The organism is Nonomuraea fuscirosea (genome assembly GCF_035917475.1).
GTDB classification, from domain to species: Bacteria; Actinomycetota; Actinomycetes; order Streptosporangiales; family Streptosporangiaceae; genus Nonomuraea; species Nonomuraea fuscirosea.
On record NZ_CP109074.1, the window covers coordinates 4,400,636 to 4,415,405 of the forward strand.

Annotated in this window: 14 protein-coding genes and 3 tRNA genes; 7 read left to right on the plus strand and 10 right to left on the minus strand. The window is 72.2% G+C overall.

Going from position 1 to position 14,770, the window contains the following annotated elements; genetic code table 11:
• Positions 1 to 31 precede the first annotated feature (31 nt).
• The 4 genes from OIE67_RS20110 to OIE67_RS20125 all read left to right on the plus strand — a co-directional run bounded on the left by OIE67_RS20110 (position 32) and on the right by OIE67_RS20125 (position 2,496).
• A complete protein-coding gene (locus OIE67_RS20110; RefSeq protein WP_326642530.1) occupies positions 32 to 892 on the plus strand; it encodes an SDR family NAD(P)-dependent oxidoreductase in 861 nt (286 codons plus the stop codon).
• A 10-nt stretch (positions 893 to 902) separates the two neighbouring features.
• Positions 903 to 1,400 carry a MerR family transcriptional regulator gene (locus OIE67_RS20115; RefSeq protein ID WP_326642532.1) on the plus strand — a complete coding sequence of 166 codons (498 nt, stop codon included), beginning with the start codon at positions 903 to 905 and terminating at the stop codon, positions 1,398 to 1,400.
• A gap of 110 nt (positions 1,401 to 1,510) precedes the next feature.
• Positions 1,511 to 1,981 (plus strand): MarR family winged helix-turn-helix transcriptional regulator, encoded by a 471-nt coding sequence (locus tag OIE67_RS20120; RefSeq protein WP_326642534.1) that lies wholly within the window; start codon positions 1,511 to 1,513, stop codon positions 1,979 to 1,981.
• Positions 1,981 to 2,496 carry a TspO/MBR family protein gene (locus tag OIE67_RS20125; RefSeq protein ID WP_326642536.1) on the plus strand — a complete coding sequence of 172 codons (516 nt, stop codon included), beginning with the start codon at positions 1,981 to 1,983 and terminating at the stop codon, positions 2,494 to 2,496. The genes OIE67_RS20120 and OIE67_RS20125 overlap by 1 nt, the downstream gene beginning before the upstream one ends.
• Before the next feature lie 15 nt (positions 2,497 to 2,511).
• Here the strand turns inward: OIE67_RS20125 and OIE67_RS20130 are convergent.
• The 3 genes from OIE67_RS20130 to OIE67_RS20140 form a co-directional block, all read right to left on the minus strand.
• Positions 2,512 to 2,584, minus strand: a tRNA-Glu gene (locus OIE67_RS20130).
• Between the two features lie 22 nt (positions 2,585 to 2,606).
• Positions 2,607 to 2,679, minus strand: a tRNA-Leu gene (locus OIE67_RS20135).
• 8 nt (positions 2,680 to 2,687) lie between these two features.
• Positions 2,688 to 2,758, minus strand: a tRNA-Ala gene (locus OIE67_RS20140).
• Between the two features lie 401 nt (positions 2,759 to 3,159).
• On the opposite strand from OIE67_RS20140, the gene OIE67_RS20145 reads away from it, so the two are divergent.
• Positions 3,160 to 4,455, plus strand: coding sequence for a serine hydrolase domain-containing protein (locus tag OIE67_RS20145; protein ID WP_326642539.1), 1,296 nt, complete (start codon positions 3,160 to 3,162; stop codon positions 4,453 to 4,455).
• A 139-nt stretch (positions 4,456 to 4,594) separates the two neighbouring features.
• On the opposite strand, the gene OIE67_RS20150 is transcribed toward OIE67_RS20145, so the two are convergent.
• Together OIE67_RS20150 and OIE67_RS20155 are read right to left on the minus strand one after the other, a co-directional pair.
• Entirely contained in the window at positions 4,595 to 5,656 is a 1,062-nt protein-coding gene (locus OIE67_RS20150; protein ID WP_326642541.1) for a HesA/MoeB/ThiF family protein, read from the minus strand.
• A gap of 134 nt (positions 5,657 to 5,790) precedes the next feature.
• Positions 5,791 to 6,657, minus strand: coding sequence for an oxidoreductase (locus OIE67_RS20155; RefSeq protein WP_326642542.1), 867 nt, complete (start codon positions 6,655 to 6,657; stop codon positions 5,791 to 5,793).
• An 845-nt stretch (positions 6,658 to 7,502) separates the two neighbouring features.
• Here OIE67_RS20155 and OIE67_RS20160 point away from each other — a divergent pair.
• Positions 7,503 to 8,924 carry a serine hydrolase domain-containing protein gene (locus tag OIE67_RS20160; protein ID WP_326642544.1) on the plus strand — a complete coding sequence of 474 codons (1,422 nt, stop codon included), beginning with the start codon at positions 7,503 to 7,505 and terminating at the stop codon, positions 8,922 to 8,924.
• Positions 8,925 to 9,029: 105 nt separating this feature from the next.
• A complete protein-coding gene (locus OIE67_RS20165) occupies positions 9,030 to 10,049 on the plus strand; it encodes a hypothetical protein (RefSeq protein WP_326642546.1) in 1,020 nt (339 codons plus the stop codon).
• A gap of 75 nt (positions 10,050 to 10,124) precedes the next feature.
• Here the strand turns inward: OIE67_RS20165 and OIE67_RS20170 are convergent, their stop codons facing one another.
• Genes OIE67_RS20170 through OIE67_RS20190 form a run of 5 tightly spaced genes read right to left on the minus strand, consistent with a single transcriptional unit; the run spans position 10,125 to position 14,717 of the window.
• The gene (locus tag OIE67_RS20170) at positions 10,125 to 10,667 is read right to left on the minus strand and encodes a hypothetical protein (protein WP_326642548.1); all 543 of its coding nucleotides are present in this window, start codon (positions 10,665 to 10,667) and stop codon (positions 10,125 to 10,127) included.
• A 24-nt stretch (positions 10,668 to 10,691) separates the two neighbouring features.
• Positions 10,692 to 11,942 carry an FAD-dependent monooxygenase gene (locus OIE67_RS20175; protein ID WP_326642550.1) on the minus strand — a complete coding sequence of 417 codons (1,251 nt, stop codon included), beginning with the start codon at positions 11,940 to 11,942 and terminating at the stop codon, positions 10,692 to 10,694.
• Positions 11,939 to 12,769 carry an SDR family NAD(P)-dependent oxidoreductase gene (locus OIE67_RS20180; RefSeq protein ID WP_326642552.1) on the minus strand — a complete coding sequence of 277 codons (831 nt, stop codon included), beginning with the start codon at positions 12,767 to 12,769 and terminating at the stop codon, positions 11,939 to 11,941. Before OIE67_RS20180 ends, OIE67_RS20175 begins: the two co-directional genes overlap by 4 nt.
• A complete protein-coding gene (locus tag OIE67_RS20185; RefSeq protein WP_326642554.1) occupies positions 12,756 to 14,177 on the minus strand; it encodes a class I adenylate-forming enzyme family protein in 1,422 nt (473 codons plus the stop codon). Before OIE67_RS20185 ends, OIE67_RS20180 begins: the two co-directional genes overlap by 14 nt.
• 36 nt (positions 14,178 to 14,213) lie before the next feature.
• Entirely contained in the window at positions 14,214 to 14,717 is a 504-nt protein-coding gene (locus tag OIE67_RS20190; protein ID WP_326642556.1) for an EF-hand domain-containing protein, read from the minus strand.
• Positions 14,718 to 14,770: the final 53 nt, after the last annotated feature.

Sequence of the window (14,770 nt, forward strand, 5' to 3'; positions counted from 1 at the left end):
AGAGCGCGCTCGAAGTCCTAGCGTCACGTTCATGACGAAACGGACATGGATCATCACCGGCGCATCCCGCGGCCTCGGACGCGCACTGGCCGAGGCCGCTCTCGCGGCGGGCGGCGACGTCGTGGCCGCGGTACGCACCCCCGGCAGCGTCGCCGACCTGGCGGACGCGCACCCGGGAGCCTTCGCGGCCATCCCCTTCGACGTCCGCGACGTCGCCGCCGCGCCCGCACTCGCGCAGGCCGCGCTCGACCGGTTCGGCCAGGTCGACGTGCTGGTCAACAACGCGGGACGGGCCGTGGTCGGAGCGGTCGAGGAGGTCGGCGACGAGCAGTTGCGCGACCTGATGGGCCTGCACCTGTTCGGCCCCGCCGCCCTCGTGCGGGCGGTACTGCCCGGCATGCGCGCGCGTGGCTCCGGCACCATCGTGCAGATGAGCAGCCAGGGCGGGCGCATGTCCTTCCCCGGCGTGTCGGCCTACTCGGCGTCGAAGTTCGCCCTGGAAGGCTGGTCGGAGGCGCTGGCCGGCGAGGTCGCGCCGTTCGGCGTCCGCGTGATGATCGTCGAGCCGAGCCGGTTCCGCACCGGTTTCAACGGCGCCGGCGTGCTGGAGTTCGCCGAGCCGTCGCAGACCTACCGCCAGGCGCTGGCCGCCGTGCGCGCCGACATGGCCGGCACCGACGGCCGCCAGGAAGGCGACCCGGCGCGGGCGGCGGAGATCATCGTCTCGCTCGTGCACGGCGAGGAGGTGCCGCTGCGGCTGCCGCTCGGACGTGAGGCGGTCGAGCGCATCTCCGGCCTCCACCGGCGCGGCCTGGCCGAGACCACCCGCTGGGCCGAGGTCGCCCGGGCCGCCGACTTCGCCGACGCGCCCGCCTCGGCCCGGCCCGTCTAAGCCGGCGGTCATGGCCACTGGAGACCTGATGACCAAGGTCCTCGACGCGCTCGGCGACGCCCAGCCCACGGCGGAGGCGATCCACGACATCACCGACCTGGCCGAGGTGCCATCGTCGATGACGATCGCCGAGGTCGCCGACCGGCTCGCCCTTTCGGCGCACACGCTGCGCTACTACGAGCGGGCCGGGCTGGTCACCGTGGCCAGGGACAGCCAGGGCCACCGGGTCTACGACGCCGGCGCGGTGCGACGGCTGGTGTTCCTGACCCGGATGCGGCTGTCGGGGATGTCCATGCGCGAGCTGCGGCACTACATCGAGCTGGTGGACGCGGGCGAACACACGGTGCCCGAGCGGACGGCCATGCTGGCCGAGCACCGCGCCACGATCGTGCGGCGGCTGCGCGAGCTGACGTTGTCGCTGGTCGCCGTCGACTACAAGATCGCCGCGTACGGCGGGGCAGCCGGCTCCGACGTCGAGCACCGCCCTCCACGCGACGCCGCCGCCTGACCGCCCGTCGCAGGCCGGCGCTGCGCGCCCCAACGACCCGACATCGCAGCTGTTGACGTGGTGGCTCAGATAACGTTAATCTGAATAACGTTATGGTTTTTAACGATGGCATGTTCGGCGATGCCCGAAGCGAGGGTCCCCCCGAGGAGCTGGCGCGCTCGACCGGTTTCCTGCTGTCGTGGGTCGCCGCCCGAGCCGGTGAGCAGTACGAGGAGGTGCTGGCCGAGACAGGGCTCAAGCCGCTTCACCTCGGCGTGCTGACCCAGCTCCAGAACGGCCCGCTGGTTCAGTCGCGGCTCAGCGAGCGGCTGAGTGTGTTCAAACCCGTGATGGTCACGCTGGTCAACGAGCTGGAGGCCATGGGCCTGGCGGAGCGGCGTCCTCACCCACGCGACCGGCGTGCGGTGGAGGTGCACCTTCTGCCGGCGGGCGTGCGGAAGATCCGGGACGCCGAGCAGGTCAGCGAACGCATCTCGGGCGAGTTCTTCGGCCCGCTGACGCCTGAGGAACGGCAGAGCCTGCACGCGCTGCTCACCAAGCTCGCCGGCGGCGCGGCCACCAGCAGACGGAAGGAATCCTGATGAACGCCTCGGCCGACGTCCGCTACCGCGAGGCAGGCGCAGCTCGCTCGCGCTTCTGGCCGGTCGGGCTCCTCTTCGTCCTTGTTCCCGTGCTCATCGGGCAGATTCCAGGGGCGCTCGCCTTCACGCTCAACCCCGAGCTCGCCACCGATCTCGAGATGGACCGGGTCCCCGTTCCTCCCGGGGTCTTCATCGCGGTCTGGCTCGTGATCAAAGCCGGCATGGGGGCCGCGGCATGGCAGCTCTGGCGCCGGGCGCCACGCGGAAGCGACGTCACCGTACCCCTGACCGTGCTGATCGCCGGCTATCTCCAGCCCAACCTGTTCTGGCTGGCCGACGGCCTGCGCTCGATCGCCGTCACCGACGCGACCGGCCTCCTGCTCGCCGCTGCCACGGTGGTGGTGTTCTCCCGCTACTCAGCCGCTGCGGCTCGCTGGTTGCTGCCCTGGCTGATCTGGATGCCGATCACGCTGGGCATCAAGATCGCGGCGATCGCCGGCGCTCTATCCCATTGAGCTGTAAGGCCGCAGTACCCCGTACCGGACTCGAACCGGCGATTTCCCGGGTGAAAGCCGGGCGTCCTGACCGCTGGACCAACGGGGCGAGCCTCCGCTAAGGAGGTGCGTACGTCCGGCGGGATTCGAACCCGCACCGTCCGGTTCCTTAAACCGGTGCCTCTGCCATTGGGCCACGGACGCTTGAAACGTGGACCGACGGGATCTCGAAACCCGAACTCCTGCTTGCAAGGCAGGTGTGATGCCTTTTCACCATCAGCCCTTGATGTTCCGCTGTGCAATTGTTCAGCCGCGAGATGCGGGTAAAGGAAAGGCCGCCTGGTGCGTCACCTGGCGGCCTCCGGAGGAATCCTCTGCGGGATTATCCGGGGCCCCGTCTGGCGAGCGCGGCGCGACGCTGACGACGGCGTCGTTCGCGCTCGTACTCGATGGCTGCGATCAGCATGACTGGCCTTTCCTGACGTGTTCCGATGGATAAGACGTTAATAGTGGCCGCGGCGGCCGCGCCACTCATTAAAGCAGCCTTTGTCAGCCCGGAGTCGTACGACGGTGCGACCCCGGTCGCAGGCGGAGATCGTCACCTGTGCGGAGGGAAACGGCCGTACGCGTCGCCAGGATGGAGATCGTTCCCACGACCTCCGCCAGGAAGACGCATCTCACCCCATGAACGGTAAACGCGCGGTTATCGCCGCGCTCGTCGCCGCGAGCCTGCTGTCCACCCAGACGCCGGCCTCCAGTTCGGCCCGGTCAACGCACGAAGAGCCCGCCGGGCTGCGGCAGGCGCTCGACGCGACCGTGGCCGCCGGCGCCCCCGGCGTCCTGGCCAGGATCGACGACGAGCGCGGCACCTGGATCGGCACTAGCGGCACCGCAGACCTGGACACCCGCGAGCCGGTGCCGCGCGAGGCGCGCTTCCGCGTCGCCAGCGTCACCAAGAGCATGGTCGCCACCGTCGTGCTGCAACTCGTGCAGGAGGGCCGGCTGAGCCTGGACGAGCGCATCGGCGAGCGGCTGCCCGGCCGGATCGAGGACGGCGACCTGATCACCGTACGGCAGTTGCTCAACCACACCGGCGGCCTGGCCACCTACGACGAGGCGCCCGAGTTCACCGATCCCGAGTGGTACGGAAAGCGGACCTACACCCCGCAGCGGCTCATCGACGAGGCAGAACGGCTCCCCCAGCCGGAACGAGGCCGCTTCTCCTACTCCAACACCGGCTACATCCTGCTCGGACTGCTCGTGGAGCAGGTGACCGGCCACCGGCTGAGCGCCGAACTCGACCGCCGGATCTTCCGCCCGGCCGGCATGACCCGCTCCTACCTGCCCGGGACCGAGCGGGGCATCCGCGGCCCGCACGCCACCGGCTACTACCTGCCCGCGGGCGGCGAGACCGGCGCGCCGCGGCCCATCACCCGGCTGAACCCGTCGTTCGCCTGGGCCGCGTACGGCGTGGTGTCCGACGCCCGCGACCTGAACCGCTTCTACCAGGCGCTGTTCGGCGGCCGGCTCGTCGGCCCGGCCCTGCTGAAGCAGATGCGCACCGGCGTCGGCACGCCCCAGGCCCCGATCTTCCCCCGGTACGGGCTCGGCCTGGAGTCGGTGGGGCTCACCTGCGGCGAACGGTGGGGCGCGACCGGCGCCATCCCCGGCTACCTGACCTTCAGCTTCGCCGACGCCACCGGCGAGCGCCGGATGACGGTGTCGGTCAACCTGCATCGCGGCGATCCCGGGATCGCGCCCATGCTGCTGGGCGTCCTCGACGCGCTCAACCGCTACTTCTGCGCGGAACCGTACGAGCCGCCGGGCAGGACCAATGCCGCGGCGACAACGGAGGCGGAGACGGCAGGAGCCGCGCCGGGGGTGGGACCGACCGCGTCTCGGGCGGACCCGCCGTCTCCCTTGCTCACCTCCGGGCGATCAGTTGGAGGTGCCGTGGCTGGGCGCCGCGGCGGCTCCTGACTTGCCCAGCCTGCGGACGACGATCTTCTTCTGGTTCCGCTCCTGCCGGTCCTGCCGGACTGGGATGTTGCTCATCGCACTCCTCACCGATCGAGGTCGGGAACGGCAACCGTGAGAGTATGATCTCCAGCCCTTCCGATCAAGAACAGATCTCACAACCGTCCCGCGAGGGGTGCCTGGCGTACACGTGCCCGTCCGGGTCCAGCAGCGTCACCCCGTGGAAATAGCCGGGCGGCACGCTCGACACGCCGGTCACCTGCGCGAGCACGTCGTACGCGACGAGCTGCCCCGACAGCCCGGCCGACGCCCCCGTGACGCCCGGCCAGGCGTACCCGCCGCCGGGCTGCGGCGCGATCCCGGCGCGCACGCACTCGAAGCAGGGCCCGCCGGGACCGAAGACGCCCACGCTGACCAGCGGCCCGTGGTAGCCGCCGCTCACCCACGGGATCCCGGCCGCCGCGCAGGCGCGGTTCGCCCAGGTCTGGATCCCGTACGGCTCCCGCGGCAGATCGGCGCAGAGCGCCAGCACGTGGAACCCGTCGATCAGCCGCGCCAGCGTCCCCGGACCGTCCACCGATGCCGTTCCCGCGGTGATCTCGATGTCGGAGTTGACCCGGCGCAGCCGGTCCAGCGCCACCTCCGCCTTGGGCCGGCCCAGGTCGGCCTCGGTGTAGAGGATCTGCCGGTTGAGGTTCGACAGCTCCACGACGTCGGGGTCGACCAGGTGCAGGCGGCCGACCCCCGCGGCGGCCAGTGACCAGGCGGCGTGGCTGCCGGTCCCGCCGAGGCCGAGCACCACCACGCGGGCGGCCTTGAGCCGCAGTTGCGGCTCCCAGCCGTGGTCGCGCGGGGTGAGGTCGACCCAGCGGAAGTAGTCCCTGCTGCGGCTGTAACGCTCCTTCTCCCGTTCGCTCAGCTGCTCGCAGGCGCCCGGTCCCGCCTCCTCCACGTGGCCGGAGGCGAGCAGCGTCTCGACGATGTCGCCGGCGTCCTCCCCGGTCAGGACGGGGAAGGCGGCACGCAGCCCGGCGGCGACGTCGGCGGGGGTACGGGTGCCGTCCATGAGCGTCAGCGCGGCCCACGCCCACCCGTCGGCATCGGTGATCTCGGAGGCGATGCCGTACAGGGCTCCGCCGAGCCTGATGGTGCCGTCGGCGAGACGGTGCGGCGCGTGCTCGGGTTTGACGCGGGGAAGACGCATCCACCGATGGTCGGGATCCACTCGACCGGACGTCAACCCGCTTGTCGCCCTGACAGCTCCACCCGAGCCCAGCCCGGCAGGCCGCGGTGACGATCCGGCCCGGCAGGCCGCCCCGTGATGGCCCGGCCCGGCGGCTATCCGATCCGGTCGAGCAGCGCCGCCTCCTCGCCGGACAGCCGCAGATCCTTCGCGGCCACGTTCTCGGCCAGGTGGGCGGGGTCGCCGGTGCCGGGGATGGCCAGCACATGCGGCCCCTGCCGCAGCGTCCAGGCCAGCCGGACCTGCGCCGCCGTCGCGCCGTGGGCGCGCGCGACGGCCAGCACGCTCTCGTGCTCGGGCGCGGTGGCCCCGGCCTCACGCCCGGCACCGGCGATGGCGAAGAACGGCACGAACGCGATCCCCTGCTCACCGCAGATCCGCAGCATCTCCCGCTGGCCGGCCGGCGCGCCGACGCCGAAGGGATTCTGTACGCACACCACCGGCGCGATGGCCTGCGCCTCGGCCAGCTGGGCGGGGGTGGCGTTGGAGACGCCCAGGTGACGGATCAGACCGGCCTCGCGCAGGCCGGCCAGCGCGCCGAAGTGCTCGGCGATCGAGCCGTCCCGCCGGCTCGGCGGCACCCGCAGGTTGACCACGTCGAGGTGGTCGCGGCCGAGCTCGCGCAGGTTCTCCTCCACCTGCCCGCGCAACTGCTCGGGCGTCGCCCAGTGCCAGGCGCCGGAGGCGTCCCGCGCCGGCCACACCTTCGTGGCGATCACCAGGTCGTCGGGGTACGGGGTGAGCGCCTGCCTGATCAGCTCGTTCGCGGACAGGCTCGGCGAGAAGTAGAAGGCGGCGGTGTCGATGTGGTCGACCCCGAGCTCGATCGCGCGCCGCAGCACCGCGATCGAACGGTCGCGGTCCCCCGGCGCGCCGGAGCCGAACGCGATGCGGCCGGTCAGCCGCATCGCGCCGAACCCGATCCGGTTGACGGTGAGGTCGCCGAGCCTGAAGGTGTGCATGATCGTTCCTCCGCGAGAGATCAGGTCCCGGCCATCGGGTCCGGGCACGAAAAAAGCCTCTCCGGCGGACGCGGGTCCGGGCCGAAGAGGCTCAAGTGAGGTGATCATCATAGCAGGTCCGCGGCGGGAAGGTCTCAGCTCAGCAGCATGAGCACCCCGGCGAGCAGCACCGCGGCGACGAGCACGGTCACCACGACCAGAGCTTTCGCACCCAGCCGGCGGCGGATGAACTTCGGGTTGTGCGCCATCAGGTCCTCCTTGGTCAGACTCGGTGCCGGATCGCCAGGTAGGCGACTCCGGTCAGGGAGAGGACGGCCGCCAGCCAGCGCCCTCTCGACAGGCTCTGGGTCCAGGCGAGCTGATGGGTCTCGGCCTCGAACTCCCGGGCGACCAGCGCGCCCCTGGCTCCGGGGAGGGCACCACGATGCCGGCGTCACACAGCGCCCACCGCTGCCGGTAACGCTCACCACGGCTCATTCCTCACAGTCCGTACTCCCGTTTCGTTCGGGTGGGCGCGGTCGCGCCCACCCGTCACCCGGCACAGTCGGGTACGGAGGCGAGAAGGTTCACGGAGCGGAACGGAACGGACCAGGCGGGCGGCGCCGGCCGTGCCGTCAGTTGGCCAGTGTGAGCGGGTTGACCAGGTCGGCGTAGACCAGCAGACCCGCCATGATCATCATGGCCAGCTCAGCCCATGAAAGGGTCCTGTCGCCGTGCTCCTGGGCTTGCCCGGCTCCTCGCCGGGGCGCGGCGGCAGCATGCCGAACCACGCGGCTGACCGCGTTCCCCCGGCACGGTCCGAGAAATCGATGGGGCGGATTCGGTGGGTTCGTTAGGGTGTCCGGATGTCCACTCCGCGCACCCTCCTGCCGCGCTCGACACCGGCCGCTTCGGGGATGTCGTCCCGTTCGATCACCGCGCTGCTGGACCGGCTCGAAGCGCGAGCCGTCGAGTGTCACTCCCTCATGGTCGTGCACCACGGTCACGTCGTCGCCGAAGGCTGGTGGGCGCCGTACTCGGCCGGACGACCGCACCTGCTCTACTCGCTGACCAAGTCGTTCACCTCGATCGCCGTGGGCCTCACGATCGCGGACGGGCTGCTCTCGCTGGACGACCGGGTGGTGGACGTGCTGCCCGAGCACGTGCCGGTCGATGTCTCGGAGCAGGGACGCCGTCTCACCGTGCACCACCTGCTGTCCATGACGACCGGGCACGTCGAGGACAGCCTCCAGGAGGCCTGGCGGCTCGAACCGTCCGACCTTGTGAAGGGCTTTCTGCGCGTACGGTTCCCGGAGCCGGAGGGGACACGGCACGCCTACGACAACGCGACCACCTTCGTCCTGGCCCGGATGGTGGAACGGGTCACGGGCCGCGGCCTCCCCGAACTGCTCGACGAGCGCCTCTTCCGGCCGATGAGCGTCGGCCACGCCGAATGGGACCGGGTCGCGAGCGGCGCCGCCTTCGGATTCCACGGCCTGCACCTCACGACCGAAGCCGTCGCCGCCTTCGGTGAGCTGCTGCGGCGCGGAGGTCTCTGGGGCGAGCGGCAGCTCGTCCCCCGCGCCTGGGTGGAGCTGGCGACCAGCCGGCACATCGACTGCCGGCCGTTCGAGGACGGATCGAGCGACGCCGACTTCAGCCGCGGTTACGGGTACCAGTTCTGGATGGCGCGTCACGGTTACCACGGTCACGGCGCCTTCGGTCAGCAGTGCTTGGTGGTCCCGTCGCACGATCTCGTGGTCGCCGTGACCGCCCAAGGGGACGCCCAGGCCGTGCTCGACGCCGTCTGGGAGTGCCTGCTGCCGGGCGTGGGCCAGGCGGACGACGCCGGCGACGACGCGATCCTCACCGATCGGCTGCGGCGGCTGTCCCTCGCGCCGGTGCCCGGCTCGGCCGCCCCTGAACGTTCCGCCAAGGCGAGACTGGACGCCTCCGCCGAGGACTCGGCTCTGCCCGACGGGACCGCGGTGATCGTCGATCCCGTGGACGGCGGCTGGCTCCTGCGCTTCGGATCGCTCCTCACCGTCGAGGCCGGCCACGGCCAGTGGCGGGAGAGCTCGCCGCTCGGCCGCCCTGTCGTCGCGACCGGCGCCTGGCAGGGCGACACGTTCGTCGCCGACCTCTACGTCATCACCACCCCGCACCGGGTCCGGCTGGTGGTCGGCGCGGGGACGGCGACGGCGACGTGGAGCACCGTGCCCCTGACCGGCCCCGACCTGACGCTGCACCTGCGCTCCCCCCTCATGACCCGGCCCGACGTCGCGTAGGCGACGGGCGGCAGACGTACTCCGCGGCGTCACTCTGGTCGATCTGTCCTGATCCGCCGGGCCTGGTATCTGCCGTCGGAGCCGGGTTGTGGTTACTCTGCGATCATGTCGTTCGATCACCGCGCGCCTGGCGCGATGGCGCTCGCCGCCGTACTCACCATGACCACCACCACTTCGGCCGCATGGGCGCACGAGAGGCCCGCGACCGCCGCGGACCAGGTCTTACGGGTCTACAGCAACAACCTCGAGAACCTGGTGACGAACAACGCCGACGGCTCGTGCACCCGGATCTCCGGCCCCGCGCACCTCACCTCGATGCTGGTCGACGACGAAGGCCGGACGGGGACCTCCGGTGTGCGGGCGCCCGATCTCCTGATCGTGCAGCAGGTACGCGGCACCGGGCAGGCCTCGGCCTACGCCGACCAGCTCTCGGTCAAGGTGGGTTATCCGGCGGGCACGTACAAGGCGATCGTGGCCTGGGACGACCCCGAGCCGTGGGGCAGCACGCACAAGTGCAGCCAGCAAGAGCTCGGTGACCTGAAGAAGAAGCAGACCAACGCGCTCATCTACAACACCCGGACGCTGAGCCTCGCCTCGGGCGACGTCTCGAAGTACTGGAGCGCCGGCTGGCTCAAGCCCGGCACGTCGTACGCCGGCGGCGCCGGGTGCACGCTGTACAAGCCGCCGAACAACGACAGTGGCAGCACCAACGCGCACAAGTGGAAGCGGACTAGCGCCATCGCGGCGAAGTTCACGATCAGGGAGACGGGCACGGCGGTCTTCGCCGCGACCATGCACCTTCCCGAGCAGAACGGCCAGAACGCGTGCGCGGGCGCCGGCACCACGGGCATCGGAAACTCCGGCATCCACGTCGGCGCGGACGCCACCGCCCTGATGAACGCCTCGGCCATCCGCGTGATCGGGATCGACGCCAATCGCACGAACATCGCCGCCACCACGCTCAGCGGCTTCGGGATGACCGGTCACGGCACGAAGGCGACCATGGGCTCCAGGAAGATCGACTACCTCTTCGTCAAGGGCTCCGTGCTGCCCTCGCCGATCGGCCACACGGTGAGCAGCACGAAGTCGAACCATCTGGCCCTCTACGGATTCATCACGTACTGAGTTCGCGCGGCCGTTTCCGGGCGTTCAGCGGGCTGCCGCACCGACCTGGAGCGTCAGACGGGTGATCGCCAGATCCTAGGCTGACTCCCTCGGCGATCTCGATGCGGTCGCGGGATCGAAGAGCCGTGGGTTGAAGGTCTCCCGGATGAAGAGGGCCGGCTGAGCGCTGCCGGGGTCGATGATGAGGTACCACCTGCAGGCGGCGGCGCGTCCCGGACTCCACGCGTTCACGCCGAGTCCCAGCGGCCGGCGGTGATGTGGCTGGGGCAGTTGCGGTCCCAGCGGCGCGGCGCATGAGCGCAGCAGCCGCTCGGCCCAGGGCAGCCGGCCGAGCGGGGCCAGGACGAGGTTGCGGGAGACGTGCCGGCGCGCGATGCCGAGCGTGGTGCGGCGGACCAGGACGGGAGCGTCAGCGGGCAGGCCGAGGGGTGCGGCCGCGTCAGGGCACGTCCGGCCCACCGCCGCCCGGGACACCTCCAGGGCGCTGACCGTCAGGCGGTCGTTCAGGAGGTGTTCGAGCAGGCAGGTGGTGCTGCCGGGATGGGAGAGGAGGGCTCGGGTACGGGGGTCGGTGAAGGCCTCGGCGCTGACGGGCAGCGGCGCGATCCGCTGGAGCATGGAAAACCTCACAGGGGTGAACGTTCAGTAGAGGCTGCCGGGGATGCCGGCGTCGCGGGGACCGAAGGGCCGGCGGTCGAGCCAGGCTCCGGCCCGGGGCAGGACCCGGGCGGCGACGGCGGCGGCGCGCTGCGCGGCCCGGCGGTGCGGGCCGGCGGCGGTCAGGTGCGCCAGCGCCTTGCCCGCGGCCGCGCGGTTACGTTCGGCGGCGGCCCGCCTGACCCGGTCGTAGCCGGCGAGTGCGCCGAGAGCCGCACCAGAGCTGTCGGTGCGGAGGGCGGCACCAGGGCCGTCGGTGCCGAAAACAGCACGAGGGCGCACGAGGCCGGCTTGGACGACGGAGGCGATGGCGTCGACGGCGGCGGCCGCGTCGGCGATGCCCGAGTTGAGCCCGCGCGCGCCGAACGGCGCGAACAGGTGCGCGGCCTCCCCGGCCAGCAGGACCCGCCCGCAGGTGAAGGTCTCGGCGACCGCCTGGCGGAACAGGTAGTGGGAGGACCAGGTGATCTCGCCCGCGTGACCGGCCGGCAGCAAGGGCCGCAGCCACGCGGACGGGTCGGCCGCGAGCGCCGCGGGATCGTCGTCGGCACGGCACTGCAGGTCCACACGGTGACCGCCGGCGAAGGGGACGACGAGCACGTTGCGGCCCGCGGCGCGCGGGTGGCGGTAGTGGAAGACCCGTTCGGCGGGCAGCGGCCGGGCGGGATCGTCGGCGACGTCCACGACGACGAACGCGTGGCCACGGGCGTCGCCGTCCATCCGGATGCCCAGCCGGCGCCGTACGGTCGATCCGGCCCCGTCGGCGGCGACCACGAACGCCGCACACCACTGCCTGCCGTCGGTCGCGCGGACCAGGACGGAGTCGTCCAGCAGGGTCACCTCGTCGGCCCGCGCGTGCCAGGCGAACGTGACGCCGGCCCGCACGGCCGTCTCGCGCAGCAGCGTTTCCACTCTGGGCTGCGGCAGGCACACGTACGGCGCGAGCCCCGCGGGCATCGGCGCGTGGCGGCGGTGATGGACCCGTCGTCCGGCCCAGTACGTCGCGCGTCCCGCCCACACCAGCCCTTCCCGCACCATGCGGTCGGCGAGGCCGGGAGCGGCGGCCGCGAGGGTCTGGATCGTCTGCCGGTGCAGGAAGATCGCCCGGCTGCCCGGCTTGGCCGCGCCGGCGGGCAGGTGCTCCACCACGTGGGCGGGCAGTCCGCGGGCCCGCGCCAGCAGCGCGGCCGACAACCCCACGGGGCCCGCGCCCACGATGAGCGGTCCGTCGATCACGCCCTGGCCTCCTCGGCGGGGCGTACCCTGCTCAGCGCGGCCCGCGCGCCCGAAGGCATGGCCACCGCGAAGCCTCCGTCGACGGGGATGTCGGCCCCGGTGACGAAGGAGGCCGCCGGTGAGGCCAGCCACGTCACCACCGTCGCGACCTCGTCCGGGCTCGCCCAGCGGCCCAGTGGCACCAGGTCCAGGGCCGTCTCCGAGAGCGCGGGGTCGGTGACGTAGGCGCGGTTGACCGCGGTGTCGATCCACGCCGGGCTGACCGTGTTCACCCGTACCCCCTGCGGCCCGAGTTCGCCGGCCAGGGCCTCGGTGAGGTGGCGCAGGCCGGCCTTGGCCGCTCCGTAGGCGGCGATCTCCGGCCAGGGCCGGACCGCCGCGATCGACCCGATGTTCACGATGACCCCCTGGCGCCGTTCGGCCATGCCCGGCGCCAGTCGCCGGACGAAGCGGAAGGCGCTGGTGAGGTTGAGGTTGTGCACCCGTTCCCAGCCGTCGTCGCGCACGTCCAGCAGCGACGCCTGGAAGACGGGCCCGCCCACGTTGTTCACCAGGATGTCGACCGGGCCGAGCCGTTCCTCGACGGTGGCGCACGCGGACTCGATCCTGGCCGCGTCGGTGACGTCGCACTCGACCGCCACGGCCCGGCGGCCGTGCGACCGTACGGCCGCGGCGACCGACTCCAGGTCCTGGCGGGAGCGTCCGATCACGGCCACGTCGGCGCCCGCGGCGGCGAACACGCGGGCGACGGCCGCGCCGATGCCCCGCGAGGCCCCGGTGACGAGTGCGGTACGGCCGTGCAGCCCGAATCGGTCATCCAGCGACATACGGCTCCTCAGCGGAGGTGGTCAGGGTCAGGGCACGCTTGTCGACCTTGCCGGTCGCGGTGACCGGCAGGCCGGGGACGAGGACCATCCGGCGCGGCAGCTTGTACGGGGCCAGCAGCGCCCGGCAGTGCCCGACGATCTCGTCGAAGGCGGGGGCGGCCCCGTGTCCGGCTACCACCCACGCGCACGGGATCTCGCCCAGAACCGGATCGGGCAGCCCGGCGACGGCGACGTCACGAACCGCAGGATGCCGGTGGATGGCACGTTCCAGCTCGGCGGGGAACACCGAATAGCCGCCGCACAGGACGACGTCCTTGATCCGGTCGAGGATCCGGACGCGCCCGTCGGCGGCGATGACGCCGACGTCCCCGGTCCGCAGCCACCCGTCCGCGCCGATCGCCTCGGCGCTGCGGTCGGGCGCGTTCCAGTAGCCGGGCGTGACGATGGGGCCGTGCACCTGGAGCTCGCCCGGCGTGCCGGGCGGCGCCACGTTCCCGTCCGCCCGCACCCGCAGCCGCACGCCGGGCAGCGCCGTTCCGGCCGTGCCGTGGCGACCGGCCAGCTCGGGCGCGGCCAGCGTGGCCATGCCGCCCAGCTCCGTCATCCCCCATCCCTCCACGTACGGGGCGCCGGTCCGCTCCTCCCAGGCCATGGCCAGGTCCTCCCCGGCGCTCTGGCCGGCGGAAAGGCCGCACCGCAGCGACCGGGGCAGCCGCGCGTCCGGCTCCAGCAGCAGCCGCCGGTACATCGCGGGCACGCCCGCCACAACGGTGACCGCGTGCCGGGCCGCCCGCTCCGCCATCGCCGCCACGTCGAAGCGCTCCAGCAGGATCAGGCCGGCGCCGCTGCGCAGCGCCGCGTTCAAGACGTTCGTCCCGTACGTGTGCGCCAGCGGCAGCGCCGTCACCACCCGATCCTCCGGCCCGAGCCGCAGCCGTCCGGCCAGGTTGGCGCCGCCCGCGCGAACCGCCCGCCACGTCTGGATCACCCCCTTGGGCGACCCCGTCGTGCCCGAGGTGTAGGCCAGGCAGGCGGCGCCGGCCGGCGCCGTCTGTCCGCGCGATGGGACCGGCCGGTCCCGGGGAACCGCGCCGTCCGGGCAGAGCAGCACCTGGTCCACGCCCGCCAGCGCCTCGGCCCGGTCTGCGGACACGAACAGCGCCCGTAGCCCGCAGTCATGGACCACATGGATGATCTCCGCGACCGCCGACGCCGCGTTGAGCGGCACGCAGCACGCCTGGAGCCGCGCCAGCGCCAGGTACGTCACCACCCACTCCAGGCCGTTGGGCAGGCACAGCCCGACGAGATCGCCTTCGCCGATCCCGCGGGCCGCGAGCCCGGCCGCCCGTTCGGCCGCCAGCGCCGTCAACTCGGCGCGGCTCACCGTGCGATCGCCGCACACCAGCATGAGAGCGCGGTCCCCGCTCCTCGTCCGATCGGCCCGTCAGAGCAGCTCGCCGGCGCCGGTGTAGAACTCGCGCAGGAACGCGGCGAAACCGGCCGTGCTCACCCGGCCGGTCCCGCCGCCGTCGAGGTCGTCGAAGAGCTTCACCGTGTACGACAGCGGGAAGCCGGCGGCGCTGTGCAGGCCGAGGAAGTGGTCACGCTCGATGAGGCCGTCGTCGTCCAGGTCGCAGACGGTGGACACCGCCGCCACATACGCCTCGCCGTACTCGGCGAACCAGATGTCGTCGTGGGAGAACGCGCGATATTCCGCGTAGCTCACCTGCCCGTCCCGGTCCAGGTCGGCGGCCGCGGCCAGCCCGGTCCAGAAGCGCCGGCACCCGTCCGAGAGCGCCTGGGCCGCGGGGGCGCCGGCGGGCACGCCCAGCACACGGCAGACGCGCGCGGCGTAGAGCTCGAAGTCGGCGGACGTCAGCGTGCCGCTGCCGTTGACGTCGAGGAGTTCGAAGCGCATCCGCAGGCGGTCGGCAGCGGAAAAGGCCATGGGGGTTCTCCATTCGGTTCGTGATCCTTGCGATCACGTGATCGACCGGTCCG

What these genes read in the sequence shown, in the direction of transcription:
- OIE67_RS20180 (WP_326642552.1), bottom strand. Translation starts at nt 12,769, where the DNA reads ATGTCGCTGGATGACCGATTCGGGCTGCACGGCCGTACCGCACTCGTC.
- OIE67_RS20115 (WP_326642532.1), top strand. Translation starts at nt 903, where the DNA reads ATGGCCACTGGAGACCTGATGACCAAGGTCCTCGACGCGCTCGGCGAC.
- OIE67_RS20160 (WP_326642544.1), top strand. Translation starts at nt 7,503, where the DNA reads ATGTCCACTCCGCGCACCCTCCTGCCGCGCTCGACACCGGCCGCTTCG.
- OIE67_RS20145 (WP_326642539.1), top strand. Translation starts at nt 3,160, where the DNA reads ATGAACGGTAAACGCGCGGTTATCGCCGCGCTCGTCGCCGCGAGCCTG.
- OIE67_RS20155 (WP_326642542.1), bottom strand. Translation starts at nt 6,657, where the DNA reads ATGCACACCTTCAGGCTCGGCGACCTCACCGTCAACCGGATCGGGTTC.
- OIE67_RS20170 (WP_326642548.1), bottom strand. Translation starts at nt 10,667, where the DNA reads ATGCTCCAGCGGATCGCGCCGCTGCCCGTCAGCGCCGAGGCCTTCACC.
- OIE67_RS20125 (WP_326642536.1), top strand. Translation starts at nt 1,981, where the DNA reads ATGAACGCCTCGGCCGACGTCCGCTACCGCGAGGCAGGCGCAGCTCGC.
- OIE67_RS20165 (WP_326642546.1), top strand. Translation starts at nt 9,030, where the DNA reads ATGTCGTTCGATCACCGCGCGCCTGGCGCGATGGCGCTCGCCGCCGTA.
- OIE67_RS20110 (WP_326642530.1), top strand. Translation starts at nt 32, where the DNA reads ATGACGAAACGGACATGGATCATCACCGGCGCATCCCGCGGCCTCGGA.
- OIE67_RS20190 (WP_326642556.1), bottom strand. Translation starts at nt 14,717, where the DNA reads ATGGCCTTTTCCGCTGCCGACCGCCTGCGGATGCGCTTCGAACTCCTC.
- OIE67_RS20120 (WP_326642534.1), top strand. Translation starts at nt 1,511, where the DNA reads ATGTTCGGCGATGCCCGAAGCGAGGGTCCCCCCGAGGAGCTGGCGCGC.
- OIE67_RS20185 (WP_326642554.1), bottom strand. Translation starts at nt 14,177, where the DNA reads ATGCTGGTGTGCGGCGATCGCACGGTGAGCCGCGCCGAGTTGACGGCG.
- OIE67_RS20150 (WP_326642541.1), bottom strand. Translation starts at nt 5,656, where the DNA reads ATGCGTCTTCCCCGCGTCAAACCCGAGCACGCGCCGCACCGTCTCGCC.